Consider the following 16,234-nt stretch of genomic DNA (forward strand, 5'->3'; position numbering starts at 1 on the left):
GATGACGTTTCCTCCGGAGGCCGTGGCGCAACGCCCGGCTTCTCTCTCTTATGCTGCAAAATCGCGCGGATTGGTTTTCTTTGCAACCGTCCGCTTGACAGACAGAATGTTCTGTTTAATGGTATTGTTGCTTATTCTGCGCTTTTGACGAAATGTCTTGTCGCATTCATGCGCCGTATCGGGACAGGCCGGCAAGATCGACGACGCGGATGCCGTTGCGGTCCAGGGTGAGCAGGTCCTCTTCCTCCAGTTCCTTCAGGGCCTTGTTGACGGCCTGGCGCGACAGGCCGCACAGCAGCGCGAGTTCCTCCTGGCTGATGTCGAGGAAGCGCCCGACGCCGGGATAGAGTATCGGGTTGAACAGCCAGCCGAGCGACCGCGCCACGCGGGCGCGGGCATCGAACATGCGGTCGCTGATCACCGTGGCAATGAATTGCCCCAGCCGCTCGTTGAGCAGGCGCACCAGAAAGCGGTTGAAGCCCACCGAGTTCTCGAACAGCCAGTGGAAGGTGGTCTTCTGCATCAGCACCACGCGCGAATCGCGCAGGGCGACGATATCGTACTGGCGGATTTCGTCCTTCAGCACCGAGCCCTCGCCGACCCAGCCGGACGGCGGAACGCCCGCGAAAGTGACCGCCTTGCCGTGCGTCGAGATGGTGCCGACCTTGACGATGCCGCTCGCCACGCCGCACCAGTAGTTCATGCGGCCGCCCTCGTGGCAGATGTAATCACCCTTGGCGAAATGCTTCTCCACGCTGCCGCGCGCCGCGCGTTCGCGCTCGGCGGCCGTCAGGTCTTGCGCCCAGGGGGCGATGCTGGAAAGATAGTCTGCGGTTATCAAGGGTGTTCCCGCTTTCTGCCGGCCTCGTGCGTCTTATCCCGTATCGGCTGTTCATCGGCAATATATCAACCGATTGCAGAACTTTCGCGCGTTGTCCGGAGGCAGTATTGTCTGACGCGCATTTTTGCTCAAGCCCCTCGCGCGCTCCCGGCGCCGTCAGGATCTCCGCCGGGAGATTCGCGCCCGGGCAGGCGGAGCACATAACGGGCGCGCCCGATTGTCGGCGCTATCGTAGAACGGGAGGAACCATGCTGGTTGCACGACACTCGACCCTGTTGCTTGTGGATTTTCAGCATCGCCTTGCCCCTGTCATTGACGGGGCGCAACAGACCATCGACGTTGCCGGACGTCTGGCGCGTGTGGCGGGGCTCGTCGGCGTGCCGGTCATCGCCACGGAGCAGATTCCCGAGAAACTCGGCGCGACGAGCCCGGAATTGCTGCCGCTGGCCGGGCAGGTGATCGCCAAGCGCACATTCGACGCCGCCGGCGAGCCCGGCCTTCCGCAAGCCCTCGATCTGAAACGCGGGCAAGTGGTGGTGACGGGCTGGGAAGCGCATGTCTGCGTGCTGCAAACCGCCCTCGGGCTGCTGCGGCTCGGCTTCAGGCCCGTGGTGGCGGCGGATGCGATCGGCTCGCGCGCCTCCTTCAACAAGGAGATCGCGCTGCGGCGGCTGGCGCATCACGGTATCGAAATCGTGACCGGCGAGATGGTGATTTTCGAGTGGCTGGAGAATGCCGACCATCCCGCCTTCCGCGAGGCGATTGCGCTCATCAAATGATCAGCCCGCGCGTCTGGCGAGAATCGCGTTGGCGACCTTCGAGCCGTTGCGCCTGCCGATCGCCTCCGAGATGAAGGCGCCGGCATCCACCAGCGCGTCGAGATCGATACCGGTCTCGATGCCGAGGCCGTGGAGCATGTAGACGACATCCTCCGTCGCCACGTTGCCGGTGGCCCCTTTGGCATAGGGGCAGCCGCCGAGCCCGGCGACCGAGGCGTCGAACTGGCGGATGCCGAGCGCCAGCACGGCATGGATATTGGCGAGCGCCTGTCCGTAGGTGTCGTGGAAATGCCCTGATACGTCCGCGACGTCGTAGACGGAGAGCGCCGCCTCCACCGCCGCCCGCGCCTCGCGCGGCGTGCCGACGCCGATGGTGTCCGCGATGCCCACATGCTGCACGCCGATGTCCTTCATCAGCCGTGCCACGTAGGCGACCTTGTCCGGCGCGATCTCGCCCTCGTATGGGCATCCCAGCGCGCAGGAGATGGCGCCGCGCACCTGAATATCCGCCTCCCGCGCCGCCGCCACGACGGGCGCGAAGCGCTCGATGCTTTCCGCGATGGAACAGTTGATGTTCTTCCGGCTGAAAGCTTCGCTCGCCGAACCGAACACCTCGATTTCCGTGGGGCCGGTCGGCAACGCCGCTTCATACCCCTTCATGTTGGGCACCAGCACGGAATAGACCACATCGTCGCGGCGCGTGATGTTGGCCATCACGGCGGCGTTGTCCGCCATTTGCGGCACCCATTTCGGGCTCACGAAACTCGTCGTCTCGATGTGCTTTATTCCCGCGGCCTGCAAGCGGTCGATGAGTTCCACCTTGATCGCCGTCGACACGAACTGTTTTTCGTTTTGCAGCCCGTCGCGCGGGCCGACTTCCACGATCCCTACCTTTTCGGGTAACGCGCTCATGGTTCACCCCGCCTGCTGGATGGCTTCGAGGCGCAGCAGTTCCACGCCCTCCGTCAACTGATCGCCGATCTGATAGAAAAATTCCGCGACGGTGCCGTCGACGGGCGCCTTGATGGTGTGCTCCATCTTCATCGCCTCCATCACCGCGAGCGGCTGGCCCTTCGCCACCGTGTCGCCCGCCGCGACCAGAAGGGCGACGACCTTGCCCGGCATCGGCGCGGTGAGGCGGCCCGCCTCCTGCTCCGCCTCGCCCGCATGCGCCAGCGGATCGACGAGATGAACGACGGCGCTGCCGGCATTGGCGAAAACGGAGAAGATTTCACCCGTGCGGTAGGTGACGACATGCAGCGGCCGGCCGTCGAGAACGAGGTCGCCGGCATTGTCGAAGGCGAGATCGTGCGTCGTTCCGGCGATGTCGAGCCGCGCGTTGCGCGCGTCGAGGGCGGTGAAGGCGACGGTTTCCCGCGCCTCGCCGTGTTCCAGCACGAGCCGGCGCGTCACCGGCCCACTGATGCGCCAGCCGTCGCGGTGCGACCAGGGGTCCTTGCGGGCATCGGCATCGGCCAGCGCCCGTTCCGCTTGCAGGATATGCGCGACCGTGGCGGCGGCCGTAGTCGCGAACGGCAGGCCCTCGACGCCGAACAGCGCCTCGCGCTCGCGCTCGATCAGCGCCGTGTCGAGATCGGCGGTGGCGAAAGCGCGGCTGGCCGCCACGCGGCGCAGAAAAGCCACGTTGGTGGCGACGCCGACGATATGCGTCTGCGCCAGCGCCGCATCGAGCCGCGCCAGCGCTTCCTCGCGCGTTTCGCCGTGAACGATGAGCTTGGCGATCATCGGATCGTAGAACGGCGAGATGTCGTCGCCCTCGCGCACGCCGGAGTCGATGCGCGCGCCGTTGGGGTTGGCGGCGAAAGCCGCGTGCGCCGGCAGGCGGAGAATGTCGAGACGGCCCGTTGCCGGCAAGAAGTCGTTGTCGGGGTTCTCGGCGCAGATGCGCGCCTCGATGGCGTGGCCGGTGATGGTCAACTCGTCCTGATGCAGCGGCAGCGGCTCGCCGCCCGCGATCCTGATTTGCCATTCCACCAGATCGAGCCCGGTGATCGCCTCCGTCACCGGATGTTCCACCTGAAGGCGGGTATTCATCTCCATGAAATAGAAGGAGAGATCGCCGTCGCAGCCGGGCTCGGCGATGAACTCGACCGTGCCCGCGCCGACATAACCCACCGCGCGCGCGGCGGCGATGGCGGCCTCGCCCATTTCCCGGCGTCGTGCTGCGCTCAGGCCCGGGGCCGGGGCCTCCTCCAGCACCTTCTGGTGGCGGCGCTGCACCGAGCAGTCGCGCTCGAACAGATAGACGTAATTGCCGTGCGCGTCGCCGAACACCTGGATTTCCACATGGCGCGGACGCTGCACATAGCGCTCGATCAGCACGGCGGCGCTGCCGAAGCTGTTGATGGCCTCGCGCTGGCAGGAGGCGAGGTTTTCCGCGAATGCATCGGCGGAGGCGACGATGCGCATGCCCTTGCCGCCGCCGCCGGCGCTCGCCTTGATCATCAGCGGATAGCCGATGCGCTCCGCCTCCGCCGCCAGCAGGTCGAAATCCTGATCCGCGCCGTGATAGCCCGGAACCAGCGGCACGCCGGCCTTCTCCATGAGGCGCTTCGATTCCGCCTTCAGCCCCATGGCCGAAATGGCGGCGGCCGGCGGGCCGATGAAGATGAGCCCCGCTTCCGCGCAGGCGGCGGCGAAGTCCGCGTTCTCGCTCAGGAAGCCGTAGCCGGGGTGGATGGCGTCCGCGCCCGTTGCTTTTGCGGCTGCGATGATTTTCTCCGCCCGCAGGTAGCTGTCCTTCGGTGCGTTGCCGCCGAGCGGCACGGCCTCGTCGCAGGCGGCGACGAATTGCGCGTGGGCGTCGATGTCGGAATGGACGGCGACGGTGCGGATCGCCATGCGCCGGGCTGTCGCCGCCACGCGGCAGGCGATCTCGCCACGGTTGGCGATGAGGATTTTCTTGATTCTTCTTGTCATGTCATCCTCCGCCTATGATTGCGCCAGCCATGACGGCTTCGTCTTGTTGAGGAAGGATTGCACGCCCTCGCGGCCCTGCTCCGAGGCGCGGATATCCGCGATGCGGGCGGCGGTGTCCGCGACGAGCACATCGTCGATGGCGCGTCCGCCGACTTCCCGCAGCAGCCGCTTGCAGGCGGCGAGCGCGTCGGGCGAGGCGGCGAGGAAGTGCTTCAGCACTTGCGTCACCGTCTCGTCCAGCGCGTCCGCATGCACGGCGTCATGTACGAAGCCGATGGCCGCGGCTGTTTGCGCCGAAAACACTTCCGCCGTGAGGAAAAACCGCTGCGCCGCCCGTGCGCCGAGCGCCGCGATGACATAGGGCGCGATGGTGGCCGGGATCAGGCCGAGCTTCACCTCGCTCAGGCAGAAGCGGGCCGTGTCGGCGGCCACGGCGATGTCGCAGGCGGCGACCAGCCCCATGCCGCCGGCGAACACGTCGCCCTGTACGCGCGCGACGACCGGCTTCGGGCATTCGTGGATGGTGCGCAGCATGGTGGCGAGCGCGCTCGCGTCGGCGAGATTTTCGGCGTGGGTGTAATCCGCCATGCGGCGCATCCACGAGAGATCCGCCCCGGCGCAGAACGCCTTGCCGTTTGCGGCGAGCACCACGGCGCGGATTGCCTCGTCGCGGCCAAGCGTGGCGAAGGCGTCCGTCAGCGCCACGATCAGCGCGTCGTCGAAGGCGTTGCGCACGTCCGGGCGGTTCAGCGTCACCGTGGCGAGCGGGCCGTTCCTGTCGATCAGCAGGTTGCTCATGCTTCCCTCACATGCGGAACACGCCGAAGCGCGGTTCGGGAATGGGCGCGTTGAGGCTGGCGGAAAGGCCGAGCGCCAGCACGCGGCGCGTGTCGGCGGGGTCGATGACGCCATCGTCCCACAGGCGCGCGCTGGCGTAATAGGGATGGCCCTGGCGCTCGTATTGCTGTCGGATGGGCTCGCGGAAGGCGGCTTCATCCTCCGCGCTCCAGGTGCCGCCCTTCGCCTCGATGCCGTCGCGGCGCACGGTGGCGAGCACGGCGGCTGCCTGTTCGCCGCCCATCACGGAGATGCGCGCGTTGGGCCACATCCACAGGAAGCGCGGTGAATAGGCGCGTCCGCACATGCCGTAATTGCCGGCGCCGAACGAGCCGCCGATGATGACGGTGAACTTCGGCACATTGGCGCAGGCCACCGCCGTCACCATTTTCGCGCCATGGCGGGCGATGCCCTCGTTCTCGTATTTCTGGCCGACCATGAAGCCGGTGATGTTTTGCAGGAACACGAGCGGAATGCGCCGCTGGCAGCACAGCTCCACGAAATGCGCGCCCTTGGCCGCGCTCTCCGAAAACAGGATGCCGTTGTTGGCGACGATGCCGACCGGCAGTCCCTCGATATGCGCGAAGCCCGTCACCAGCGTCGGTCCGAAACGGGCCTTGAACTCGTCGAACTCGGAAGCGTCCACGATGCGGGCGATGATCTCGCGCACGTCGAAGGGCTTGCGCGTGTCGGTGGGGATGATGCCGTAGATCTCGCGCGTGTCGTATTTCGGCGGTCTGGCCTCGATGACGTCGAGCGGGATTTTCTTGGTGCGGTTGAGGTTGGCCACCGCCCGGCGGGCCAGCGCCAGCGCATGCGTGTCGTCGTTGGCGAGATGGTCCGCGACGCCGGACAGGCGCGTATGCACGTCGCCGCCGCCGAGCGCCTCGGCGCTCACCACCTCGCCGGTGGCGGCCTTCACCAGCGGCGGGCCGGCGAGAAAGATCGTGCCCTGATTTTTCACGATGATGGTTTCGTCGCTCATCGCCGGCACATAGGCGCCGCCCGCCGTGCAGGAGCCCATGACGACGGCGATCTGCGCGATGCCTTCCGCGCTCATGTTGGCCTGATTGTAGAAGATACGGCCGAAATGATCGCGATCGGGAAAAACCTCATCCTGATTGGGCAGGTTCGCGCCGCCCGAATCCACCAGATAGACGCAGGGCAGGTTGTTCTGCTGCGCTATCTCCTGCGCCCGCAGGTGTTTCTTCACGGTGAGCGGAAAATAGGTGCCGCCCTTCACGGTGGCGTCGTTGCAGACGATGACGCATTCGCGCCCCGCTATGCGCCCGATGCCGGCGATGACGCCGGCGGAAGGGGCGGAATCGCCGCCGTCCTTCTCCTTGTAGACGTTGAAGGCGGCGAGGGCTGAGATTTCGAGGAAGGGCGTGCCGGGATCGAGCAGCAGTTCCACCCGCTCGCGCGGCAGCAGCTTGCCGCGCGCCACATGTTTTTCGCGCGCCGCCGCGCCGCCGCCGAGCGCCACTTCCGCAAGGCGCCGGCGCAGGTCGTCCACCAACGCCTGCATGGCGTCGCTGTTCGCCTGAAAATCCGCGCCGCGGGGGCTGATCCTGCTGTCGATGGCCGCCATGATCAGTTTCCTGTTTCGTTGAACAGTTCGCGGCCGATCAGCATGCGCCGGATTTCCGACGTGCCGGCGCCGATCTCGTAAAGCTTGGCGTCGCGCCACAGGCGTTCGACCGGAAATTCCTTCGTATAGCCCACGCCGCCGAGCGTCTGGATGGCCTCGCCGGCGAGCCATGTCGCCTTTTCGGCCGCGAAGAGGATTGCACCGGCCGCGTCCTTGCGCAAGGTGCGTGCGTGATTGCCGCGGTCGCACGCCTTGCCGAGCGCGTAGACATAGGCGCGCGCCGCCTGCCACGTCGTATAGATGTCGGCCACCTTGCCCTGCATGAGCTGGAATTCGCCGATGGCCTGGCCGAACTGCCGGCGCTCGTGCAGATAGGGCACGATGGCGTCGACGGCCGCCGCCATCAGCCCGAGCGGCCCGCCGGAAAGCACCGCCCGCTCGTAGTCGAGGCCCGACATCAGCACGCGCACGCCGTTGCCCACGCCGCCGAGCACGTTTTCCTCCGGCACTTCCACATTGTCGAAGAACAACGGGTAGGTGTTGGAGCCGCGCATGCCCAGCTTGTCGAGCTTCGCGCCGGCCGAGAAGCCCGAAAAATCCTTCTCCACGATGAAAGCGGTGATGCCCTTCGGCCCGGCCGCCGGATCGGTCTTCGCGTAGATCACCAGCGTGTCGGCGTCGCCGCCGTTGGTGATCCACATCTTGGAGCCGTTGAGGACGAAGCGGTCGCCTTTCCTCTCCGCGCGCAGCGTCATGCCGACCACATCCGAGCCCGCGCCCGGCTCGCTCATGGCCAGCGCCCCGACATGCTCGCCGGAAACGAGCTTGGGCAGGTATCGCGCACGCTGCGCGGCGTTGCCGTTGCGGTTGATCTGGTTCACGCACAGGTTGGAGTGCGCGCCATACGACAGGCCGATCGCGCCCGAGGCGCGCGAGACTTCCTCGACGGCGACGATATGCGCCAGATAGCCCAGGCCGGTGCCGCCGTATTCCTCGCTCACGGTGAGCCCGTGCAGGCCGAGATCGCCGAGCTTGCGCCACAGCGGGGCGGGAAAGAGGTTGTCTCCGTCGACATCGGCGGCGATGGGCGCGATCTCCTTCGCGGCGAACGCGCGCACCGCCTCGCGCAGTGCTTCGATATCCTCGCCGAGATCGAAATCGAGGCCCAGGAGGGATGATGTCATGGCGCTTCTCCCGATTGCATGCATGCCGGTTGCCGGCTCGTTTCGAGCAAGACTAGTCCGCCTTCCGCGCCGATTGTCGCCACAATGGTTGCAATTTCCGCCATCCTGAGAAATGATGAAGCCATGAGGGATTGCCGTGAAAACAAGCCGGCGGCGATTACGCCGATTGCCTTTGTCAATGCCATATCAATGGCTTATGAACGCCGCGGGATGCCCTTCGGCCGGGCCCTGGAGGTGGCACGGATTGCGCCGCCGTTGCTGGGCGACGAGAGCGCGCGCGTCACGGCCGAACAGTTCGAGGCGCTGTCCGGCCATGCGATGCGCGAGCTGGACGACGAGGCGCTCGGCTGGTTCTCGCGCCGCCTGCCGTGGGGCAGCCACGGCATGCTGTGCCGGGCTTCCGTCACCGCGCCGGACCTCGGTGTGGCGCTCAAGCGCTGGTGCCGTTGCCACGGGTTGCTGGTCGAGGATATCCGGCTCGCGCTCAGCGTGAGGGGCGGGGCGGCGACCATTGCCATCCGCGAGCGCCGCGCGCCGGGGCGGAAAGGCGTGCCGGAATCGCTGCGCGAATTCTGCCTCGTGTCCGTGCTGCGCATGGTGCACGGCTTTGCCTGCTGGTTGATCGACTCGCGCATTCCGCTCAACGCGTTGTCGTTTCCGTTCCCGCGTCCCGCGCACGCGGACGCCTATCGGGCGATGTTTCCGGGCGTGGCGCGGTTCGATGCGGCGGAAGCCGGTTTCAGCTTCGACGCCAATTATCTCGCGCTGCCGCCCTTGCGCGACGAGGCGGCGACACGGACGATGCTGCAAAAGGCGCTGACGCTGACCGTGCTGCAATACCGCCGCGACCGCCTGCTGGTGAACCGCGTGCGCATGCTGCTAAGGGCGCGGATGGCCGGCCGCGCCCATGTCCACAGCCCCGCGCCGGGCCTGCCGGACGCGGAGGAACTCGCCGCAATGCTGAACATGTCGAGCCGCACCCTGCACCGCCAGTTGCGCGAGGAAGGCGCGTCGCTCCAGCGGATCAAGGACGAAGTACGGCGCGAACGCGCCATCGAACTGATGCAGCGCAGCGACCGGCCGCTGAAACAGATCGCGCATCTGGTGGGGTTTCAGAATGAAAAGAGCTTCTCGCGCGCCTTCCGCCTGTGGACGGGCGAAACGCCCGGGCTTACCCGGCATCGGCGCGCGCAGACGTGAGGCGGCTTACGTTTTCTTCCACAATGCGCCGAGACTGTCGTCAAAGCGTCATCTCCCTGTCAACTAATCATCATCCCGTCAGCCTATTGCATCAGCAAATGGATCGAGCGCCGCGCGTCCCGAGGGGCGCGTGGTGCTGTGTTTGTGGGATTGACGATGCATCCCTGCGCGTTGCGGGGTCATCCGGCTTTGGGGGATATGACAATGGCGAACAAGGTGATGACCTCGGTTGCGGCGCTTGCCGTCTCGCTCGCGCTGACCGCGCCCGCGCTCGCGGCGACGGAAATCCAGTGGTGGCATGCGATGGGCGGCGAGCTTGGCGTCAAGCTGGAGCAGATCGCGCAGAACTTCAACGCCACGCAGGCAGATTACAAGATCGTTCCGGTCTACAAGGGCAGCTATCCCGAGACGCTGACGGCCGCCATCGCGGCTTTCCGCGCCAAGCAGCAGCCGGCGATCGTGCAGGTGTTCGAGGTCGGCACGGGCACGATGATGGCCGCCAAGGGCGCCGTCTATCCGGTCTACAAGCTGATGGCCGATCACGACGAGCCCTTCGATCCGAAGAGCTTCCTCGCGCCGGTGGTGGGCTATTACACCGATACGCAGGGCAACATCCTGTCGCTGCCTTTCAACTCCTCCTCGCCGATCGTCTATTATAACAAGGACGCGTTCGAGAAGGCCGGTCTCGACCGCAACACGCCGCCCAGGACCTGGGCCGAGGTCGAGGCTTTCTCGAAGAAGATCAAGGAATCCGGCGCCGCGAAGTGCGGCTTCACCACCGGCTGGGTGTCGTGGGTGCAGCTCGAGAACTTCTCCGCCCTGCACGACAAGCCCTACGGCACGCTCGAGAACGGCTTCGGCGGCCTGGGCGCGGAGTTCACCTTCAACGGCGACGCGCAGGTCAAGCACTTCACGAACCTGAAGAAGTGGTCGGACGAGGGCATCTTCCAGTACGGCGGCCCGGTGGGCGGCAACGATGCGCCGCCGAAGTTCTATTCGGGCGAATGCGCCATCTACATGAATTCGTCCGCCTCGCGCGCCGGCGTGGTCGCCAACGCCAAGACCTTCGAGGTCGGCTTCGCGCCGCTGCCCTTCTATGACGATGTGATCGCGGAGCCGAAGAACTCGATCATCGGCGGTGCCACGCTGTGGGCGCTTCAGGGCCGCCCGGCTGAAGAGTACAAGGGCGTGGCGAAGTTCTTCTCCTACCTGTCGAAGCCCGAGGTGCAGGCCGAATGGCACCAGGCGACCGGCTATCTGCCGATCACCTACGCCGCCTTCGAGCTGGGCAAGACCCAGGGCTACTACGAGAAGAACCCGGGCGCGGACATCGCCATCAACCAGATCACGCGCGGCGAGCCGAGCGTCAACTCCAAGGGCATCCGCTTCGGCAACCTCGCGCAGGCGCGTGACGTGATCGACAGCGAGTTCGAGGCGCTGCTCGCCGGCAAGAAGAGCGCGAAGGAAGCGCTCGACGCGGCGGTTGCGGGCGGCAACCGCATCCTGCGCGACTTCGAGGCCGCCAACAAGTAAGTGCGCTTCCGGCGCCACGAGCTTTCGCACCACGAGCTTTGGCACCCTGAGCGAAGCCCGCGCCGGTCCGGCGCGGGCTTCCCGCCTTCCGATGGGATCGGCCCGCCCGCATGCAGACCAAGCGCACGATCTTCCCGAACAAAATCCTGCCTTACGCGCTGCTCGCGCCGCAGATCGCCATAACGGTGGTGTTCTTTCTGTGGCCGGCGGGGCAGGCGATCGTGTCGTCGTTCCTGCGCGAGGACCCGTTCGGGCTTTCCACCTCCTTCGTGTGGTTCGCCAACTACACGCGGCTTTTCGACGACCCGGCCTATCTCGATTCCCTGTGGGTCACGGCGGTATTCGCCGTCGCCGTCACTTTCTGCTCGATGTCGATCGCTCTGCTGCTGGCGGTGGCGGTCAACCGGCTGATCAGGATGGGCGGCGTCTACACCACGCTGCTGGTGTGGCCCTATGCGGTTGCGCCGGTGGTGGCGGGCGTGCTGTGGTGGTTCCTGTTCAATCCCACCATCGGCCTGCTGCCCTATCTGCTCTCGTTCGCGGGCGTCAACTGGAACCACCGCATCAACGGCGACCATGCCATGATCATGCTGGTGGTGGCGGCGAGCTGGAAGCAGATTTCGTATAATTTTCTGTTCTTCGTCGCCGGATTGCAATCGATTCCGCGGTCGCTGATCGAGGCGGCGGCCATCGACGGCGCGGGGCCGTGGAAGCGTTTCGTGACGATCATCTTCCCGCTGCTGTCGCCGACGACCTTCTTCCTGCTGATCATCAACATCAATTACGCCATGTTCGACACGTTCGCCATCGTCGACGTCACCACCGGCGGCGGGCCGGCGGGGGCGACGAACATCCTCGTGTACAAGGTGTTCGCGGACGGCGTGCTGGGCCTCAACATCGGCTCGTCCGCCGCGCAGTCCGTGATCCTGATGCTGATCGTGATCGCGCTCACCTTCGTCCAGTTCCGCTACGTCGAACGGCGCGTGCAGTATTGAAGGTGAAACGATGATCGAGAACAGGCCCTGGTTGAACGTTCTTACGCATCTCGTGCTGATCGCGGGCGTCATCATCGTGGCGCTGCCGGTTTATCTGGCCTTCGTCGCCTCGACGCATCCCAACAACGCCTTCTTCAGCGACATGATGCCGTTGCTGCCGGGCAACGAGCTTGCCGCCAACTACGGCGAGATGTTCCGCTCCGGCATGGCGACGGCCGGCACGCCGCCGCTGACGCTGATGCTCGGCAACGCCTTGATCATGGCCGTGGTGATCACGGTGGGCAAGATCGCCATTTCCATCATCTCGGCCTATGCCATCATTTACTTCCGCTTTCCCGGCCGGGTGGTGTTTTTCTGGATGATCTTCATCACGCTCATGCTGCCGGTGGAGGTGCGCATTCTGCCCACCTTCAAGGTGGTCGCCGATCTCGGCCTGCTCAATTCCTACGCCGGCCTCACGCTGCCGCTGATCGCCTCCGCGACCGCGACCTTCCTGTTCCGCCAGTTCTTCATGACGCTGCCGGACGAATTGACGGAAGCCGCGCGCGTCGACGGGGCGGGGCCGCTGCGCTTCTTCCGCGACATCCTGCTGCCGCTGTCGCGCACCAATATCGCGGCGCTGTCGGTGATCCTGTTCATCTACGGCTGGGTGCAATATCTGTGGCCGCTACTGGTGACGACGGACCCGCGTTACTACACCATCGTCATGGGCATCAAGCGGATGGTGGCGGTGTCGGATGCCGAGCCGCAATGGAATCTCGCCATGGCGGCCGTCATGCTCGCCATGTTGCCGCCGGTGATCGTCGTCATCCTGATGCAGCGCCTGTTCGTCAAGGGCCTTGTCGAGACGGAGAAATAAAGTGGCGACCATCACAATCGAGAATGTCCGCAAGACCTATCCCGGCGGCGTCGAAGTCATCAAGGGGCTCGATCTTTCCATTCGCGCCGGGGAACTCGTGGTGCTGGTCGGGCCCTCCGGCTGCGGCAAGTCCACGTTGTTGCGCATGATTGCGGGGCTGGAAAGCATCACCGGCGGCACGATCGCCATCGGCGGGCGCGTGGTCAACAATCTGGAGCCGGCCGAGCGCGATATCGCCATGGTGTTCCAGAACTATGCGCTCTACCCGCACATGTCCGTGCGCGGCAATCTGGAATACGGCCTGAAGAACCGCGGCACGCCGCGCGCCGAGATCGATGCGCGGGTTAAGGAAGCGGCGCGCATTCTCGAAATCGAACCGTTTCTCGACAGGAAGCCGCGCCAGTTGTCGGGCGGCCAGCGCCAGCGCGTGGCGATGGGCCGCGCCATCGTGCGCAAACCGCAGGCGTTCCTGTTCGACGAGCCGCTGTCGAATCTCGACGCCAAGCTGCGCGGCCACATGCGCGTGGAGATCCGCCGGTTGCAACGCGCGCTCGGCACGACGCTGGTTTACGTCACCCATGACCAGCTCGAGGCGATGACGCTGGCGGACAAGCTCGTCGTCATGAACGCCGGCGCCATCGAACAGCAAGGCTCGCCGCTGGATCTTTACGCCGATCCGCAGACGCTGTTCGTCGCGAGTTTCATGGGCTCGCCGGGCATGAACCTGCTCGATGTCGCGCAGTTGCGCGCCGCAGGCGCCGCCTTGCCGGAGGCCGTGCCGGCGGGCGCGGGCGTCGTCGGCATCCGGCCGGAGGACGTCGCCCTTGCGGCGCAGCTGGCCGACGTGCCGGGCATTGTCCTGTCGGCGCGCATCGAGGCGGTCGAGATGGTCGGCGCGGAAAGCCTCGCCTACGCATCCGTCGCCGGTCTGGCGCCGAACGTGGTGCTGCGCACGCCGGGCGTCTGGGCGGGCCATGGCGACGAGACGGTGACGCTGCATCTGCCGCTGGCGCGCCTGCATTGCTTCGGCAAGGAGACGGGGCGCAAGGTGCCGCTCGCGGCGGCGCAACCGCATCTCGTGCCACAAGAGCAGCGAACGGCGTGAGGTGCGGGAAATGGTGCGGATGAGAGGTGAAACCGCGAACCGTACCCGCAAGCAGGGTTGGTGTGGCGGCTGCTTGCAAACAAAAATGGTGCGGACGACGGGACTCGAACCCGTACTCTCATAGAGAAGCAGATTTTCATACCACTTCGGCTTTCGCCGCCGCCCCGGAGCGCCGGGCGTTCGTGGTCTGGACTGTCCCTTCGCCATGACCAAGGGGTTTTAGGCGCCGCCCGTCCAGTCTCTACACCTTCCCCGCACGGGGGGCTTGGCTCGGGATTGGCCTGGGGCGTGCCGCCCGTTAGCTTTCCCCGACTTTGAGCGGTTCTACGCCGCGGATTTCCCCGCGGGCACTCCAATTTTAAAGTCTGCTGCGTCTACCGATTTCGCCACGTCCGCATCACAAGAGGGTCTTCCGGTCTCATGTCCGGGCACACGCCGGCCATGCTGCATACGAGTAGACCGATTTACGCGGTCGCTTCAAGAAGCGTCGCCGCTTTCCGAAGATTCCCTGGGGAAAGATGCGCATATCTTGCGGCTGCTGTCACGCGCCTGCATCCGGGGCGCTTCTCCATCCGCCGCAATCCGATAGCCTGAAGCGCGCCGTTCCTCGCAGCCGTAAGCGCCGTGTCCACGGCTTTTCAAGCTTCCGCGGCGTTTTTAATGGAAAATAAAAGGATAGGGAAGGGTATGATCAGAAGATTCTTATCAATTAAATGATTCCGTTTAAGGGGGCATGCTCTGGTAAAACGGGTCCGATATCAATCTACGTTTCATGTCGGGGTGAAGCCCGCGTGATGTAGCGCAAACGGCGTGTGATGGAGACAAAGGTAGATGAGCGCACATGACCAGTTTATTCGCCGCCGGTGATACCACAAACGGGCAACCTCAAGGGGATCTTCGCGCGGCAACGTGGAACTTCCTGCTCGTCGCCGTGCTCGTTCTCGTCGTTTTTCAACCTTATTACACAGGTTATCGGCTATCCCGCGACGATGTGTGGTTTCTGAAGGTCGGGATGGAAGGGCTGGTATCGGTCCGCGACCACGCCGTTCTGGTGGCGACCGAGCAGGGGCGTATCGGCCAGTTGCTGATGTTGCCCCTGAATGTTCTCGGCTCGCTTCTGGCCGGGAACCCTTTGTGGCGCTTTGTTTTTCTCGCCCTTTACGTCATTCAGCTGCTGCTGTTTGCGACTTTCGTCGCCAGGCTTCTCCGGCAGCACGTCGCGCTCCTCCTGTTTCTTTTATTGGTCGTTCTGCATCCGCTTGCTTTTGACAACATGCCGCCGAACGCCTATCCGTTACAGAACACGGTGCCCTTCATCCTGGTGCTGGCTTCGAGACTGGTCATTCTCGATCGGCGGCAGCGTGAAACCGCCTCGCGTGTAGCGGTCGGGGCCGCGCAAGCGGGTTTTGCGCTCGGCATGTTCATCAGCGAATTTGCGGTCGCCCTCGGTACTGCTCTGTTGATTGCCGAATATCTGGCGCGGGTGCAATGGAAGCGGACCGCCGGTAATACGTGGATTGCCGCGTTTCGCGCATCCTTTGCGCGCCGTTTCCTTGTTTCGGACGCGCTGGCGGCGTGCGTCGCGCTTGCTCCCTATGCGCTGTTCCGGTGGTTGCATCCCAGCATCTATGCCGGCAACTCGATCGGGGGATTGCTGGAACCGGATCGCGTCTTCGGCACCGCGTTCTGGCACATCGTCGCCGGGACGCCCGCGCGGTTCATGAGAGAAGGATTGCCCCCCGCCGAGATTCCCGACGTGCTGGCCGCAATCGTCGTCGGGGCGGCGGTCGTCTTTTGCCTCTGCCGCCTGATCGGCCCGGCCCTGCGCATTCGGGCGCCGTGGGCCGTTGCCGGTGTATCGCTCTTTCTGGCGATCTACATGAATTTGCCGATCGCGATCAGCGCGAAGTACCAGCAAGAGTGTATGGAGTGGAGCAAATGCGGCTATCTTGACAGCAGAATGTCCTATCTTGCCGTGATCGTCGCTGTCATGTGCCTGTTCCCCATTGCGGGAAGACTGCCGTTCCGGCGTATTGCGCTGGGGGGCGTGTGCGTTGCGCTGGGAGCGGCTGCGGTGTTCGTATCTTTGCACAATGCCGGTCAGGCCAGGCAGATGCGGCGGTTCGACACCGTGTGGAGCCGGGCGCACGCGACCGCGTGCGCCACCCCCGGGCTGGTTGACGATGAGGCCGCCTTTACCGCCGATATCGACCCCGAAGGGCTCGTCGAGATGCATCCGCCCTCGAAGCCGATCGAATTCTGGAGAGTGTATATTCCCTGGCAAGCAGGCCGGTCCTGTCAGAACGCCTGACAGGACCGGCGGGTTGAGAGTGGTCGGGGATTCCGGCTCTCGTCCGGCGCCGAGGCCGG

Annotated in this window: 13 protein-coding genes; 7 read left to right on the plus strand and 6 right to left on the minus strand. The window is 65.1% G+C overall.

What is annotated here, in order from left to right; genetic code table 11:
• Positions 1 to 166 precede the first annotated feature (166 nt).
• Positions 167 to 841: a Crp/Fnr family transcriptional regulator gene (locus ACOYJQ_RS03885; RefSeq protein ID WP_433456582.1), complete on the minus strand. Its 675-nt coding sequence runs from the start codon at positions 839 to 841 to the stop codon at positions 167 to 169.
• Positions 842 to 1,089: 248 nt separating this feature from the next.
• On the opposite strand from ACOYJQ_RS03885, the gene ACOYJQ_RS03890 reads away from it, so the two are divergent.
• Positions 1,090 to 1,620, plus strand: coding sequence for an isochorismatase family protein (locus ACOYJQ_RS03890; RefSeq protein ID WP_433456584.1), 531 nt, complete (start codon positions 1,090 to 1,092; stop codon positions 1,618 to 1,620).
• Here ACOYJQ_RS03890 and ACOYJQ_RS03895 read toward each other — a convergent pair whose 3' ends face one another.
• From ACOYJQ_RS03895 to ACOYJQ_RS03915, 5 genes are read right to left on the minus strand one after another with little or no spacing between them, the layout of a single operon-like run.
• Positions 1,621 to 2,532 carry a hydroxymethylglutaryl-CoA lyase gene (locus ACOYJQ_RS03895; RefSeq protein ID WP_433456586.1) on the minus strand — a complete coding sequence of 304 codons (912 nt, stop codon included), beginning with the start codon at positions 2,530 to 2,532 and terminating at the stop codon, positions 1,621 to 1,623. It abuts the gene before it with no gap.
• 3 nt (positions 2,533 to 2,535) lie between these two features.
• Positions 2,536 to 4,560 (minus strand): acetyl/propionyl/methylcrotonyl-CoA carboxylase subunit alpha, encoded by a 2,025-nt coding sequence (locus ACOYJQ_RS03900; RefSeq protein WP_433456588.1) that lies wholly within the window; start codon positions 4,558 to 4,560, stop codon positions 2,536 to 2,538.
• Between the two features lie 12 nt (positions 4,561 to 4,572).
• Positions 4,573 to 5,358, minus strand: coding sequence for an enoyl-CoA hydratase/isomerase family protein (locus ACOYJQ_RS03905; RefSeq protein WP_433456590.1), 786 nt, complete (start codon positions 5,356 to 5,358; stop codon positions 4,573 to 4,575).
• Positions 5,359 to 5,365: 7 nt separating this feature from the next.
• Positions 5,366 to 6,988 carry a carboxyl transferase domain-containing protein gene (locus ACOYJQ_RS03910; RefSeq protein WP_433456592.1) on the minus strand — a complete coding sequence of 541 codons (1,623 nt, stop codon included), beginning with the start codon at positions 6,986 to 6,988 and terminating at the stop codon, positions 5,366 to 5,368.
• 2 nt (positions 6,989 to 6,990) lie between these two features.
• Positions 6,991 to 8,172 (minus strand): isovaleryl-CoA dehydrogenase, encoded by a 1,182-nt coding sequence (locus ACOYJQ_RS03915; RefSeq protein ID WP_433456594.1) that lies wholly within the window; start codon positions 8,170 to 8,172, stop codon positions 6,991 to 6,993.
• Positions 8,173 to 8,382: 210 nt separating this feature from the next.
• Between ACOYJQ_RS03915 and ACOYJQ_RS03920 the strand changes: the two genes are divergently transcribed.
• The 6 genes from ACOYJQ_RS03920 to ACOYJQ_RS03945 all read left to right on the plus strand — a co-directional run bounded on the left by ACOYJQ_RS03920 (position 8,383) and on the right by ACOYJQ_RS03945 (position 16,175).
• Entirely contained in the window at positions 8,383 to 9,372 is a 990-nt protein-coding gene (locus tag ACOYJQ_RS03920) for an AraC family transcriptional regulator (protein WP_433456596.1), read from the plus strand.
• Between the two features lie 219 nt (positions 9,373 to 9,591).
• The gene (gene ugpB / locus ACOYJQ_RS03925; protein ID WP_433457174.1) at positions 9,592 to 10,905 is read left to right on the plus strand and encodes a sn-glycerol-3-phosphate ABC transporter substrate-binding protein UgpB; all 1,314 of its coding nucleotides are present in this window, start codon (positions 9,592 to 9,594) and stop codon (positions 10,903 to 10,905) included.
• Positions 10,906 to 11,015: 110 nt separating this feature from the next.
• Positions 11,016 to 11,900: a sn-glycerol-3-phosphate ABC transporter permease UgpA gene (ugpA, locus tag ACOYJQ_RS03930; protein ID WP_433456598.1), complete on the plus strand. Its 885-nt coding sequence runs from the start codon at positions 11,016 to 11,018 to the stop codon at positions 11,898 to 11,900.
• Between the two features lie 10 nt (positions 11,901 to 11,910).
• On the plus strand, positions 11,911 to 12,759 hold the full coding sequence (gene ugpE / locus ACOYJQ_RS03935) for a sn-glycerol-3-phosphate ABC transporter permease UgpE (protein ID WP_433456600.1): 849 nt from the start codon (positions 11,911 to 11,913) through the stop codon (positions 12,757 to 12,759).
• 1 nt (position 12,760) lies between these two features.
• Positions 12,761 to 13,864, plus strand: coding sequence for a sn-glycerol-3-phosphate ABC transporter ATP-binding protein UgpC (gene ugpC / locus ACOYJQ_RS03940; protein WP_433456602.1), 1,104 nt, complete (start codon positions 12,761 to 12,763; stop codon positions 13,862 to 13,864).
• 841 nt (positions 13,865 to 14,705) lie between these two features.
• Positions 14,706 to 16,175 (plus strand): hypothetical protein, encoded by a 1,470-nt coding sequence (locus tag ACOYJQ_RS03945; RefSeq protein WP_433456604.1) that lies wholly within the window; start codon positions 14,706 to 14,708, stop codon positions 16,173 to 16,175.
• The last annotated feature ends 59 nt before the right edge of the window (positions 16,176 to 16,234 follow it).

Source organism: Pseudochelatococcus sp. (genome assembly GCF_050946405.1).
Taxonomy (GTDB): Bacteria; Pseudomonadota; Alphaproteobacteria; order Rhizobiales; family Beijerinckiaceae; genus Pseudochelatococcus.

Bases quoted from the DNA above. Each gene is read 5' to 3' on its own strand.
- ACOYJQ_RS03890 (WP_433456584.1), top strand. From the start codon at position 1,090: ATGCTGGTTGCACGACACTCGACCCTGTTGCTTGTGGATTTTCAGCAT.
- ACOYJQ_RS03895 (WP_433456586.1), bottom strand. From the start codon at position 2,532: ATGAGCGCGTTACCCGAAAAGGTAGGGATCGTGGAAGTCGGCCCGCGC.
- ACOYJQ_RS03900 (WP_433456588.1), bottom strand. From the start codon at position 4,560: ATGACAAGAAGAATCAAGAAAATCCTCATCGCCAACCGTGGCGAGATC.
- ACOYJQ_RS03905 (WP_433456590.1), bottom strand. From the start codon at position 5,358: ATGAGCAACCTGCTGATCGACAGGAACGGCCCGCTCGCCACGGTGACG.
- ACOYJQ_RS03910 (WP_433456592.1), bottom strand. From the start codon at position 6,988: ATGGCGGCCATCGACAGCAGGATCAGCCCCCGCGGCGCGGATTTTCAG.
- ACOYJQ_RS03915 (WP_433456594.1), bottom strand. From the start codon at position 8,172: ATGACATCATCCCTCCTGGGCCTCGATTTCGATCTCGGCGAGGATATC.
- ACOYJQ_RS03920 (WP_433456596.1), top strand. From the start codon at position 8,383: ATGCCCTTCGGCCGGGCCCTGGAGGTGGCACGGATTGCGCCGCCGTTG.
- ugpB (WP_433457174.1), top strand. From the start codon at position 9,592: ATGACCTCGGTTGCGGCGCTTGCCGTCTCGCTCGCGCTGACCGCGCCC.
- ugpA (WP_433456598.1), top strand. From the start codon at position 11,016: ATGCAGACCAAGCGCACGATCTTCCCGAACAAAATCCTGCCTTACGCG.
- ugpE (WP_433456600.1), top strand. From the start codon at position 11,911: ATGATCGAGAACAGGCCCTGGTTGAACGTTCTTACGCATCTCGTGCTG.
- ACOYJQ_RS03945 (WP_433456604.1), top strand. From the start codon at position 14,706: ATGACCAGTTTATTCGCCGCCGGTGATACCACAAACGGGCAACCTCAA.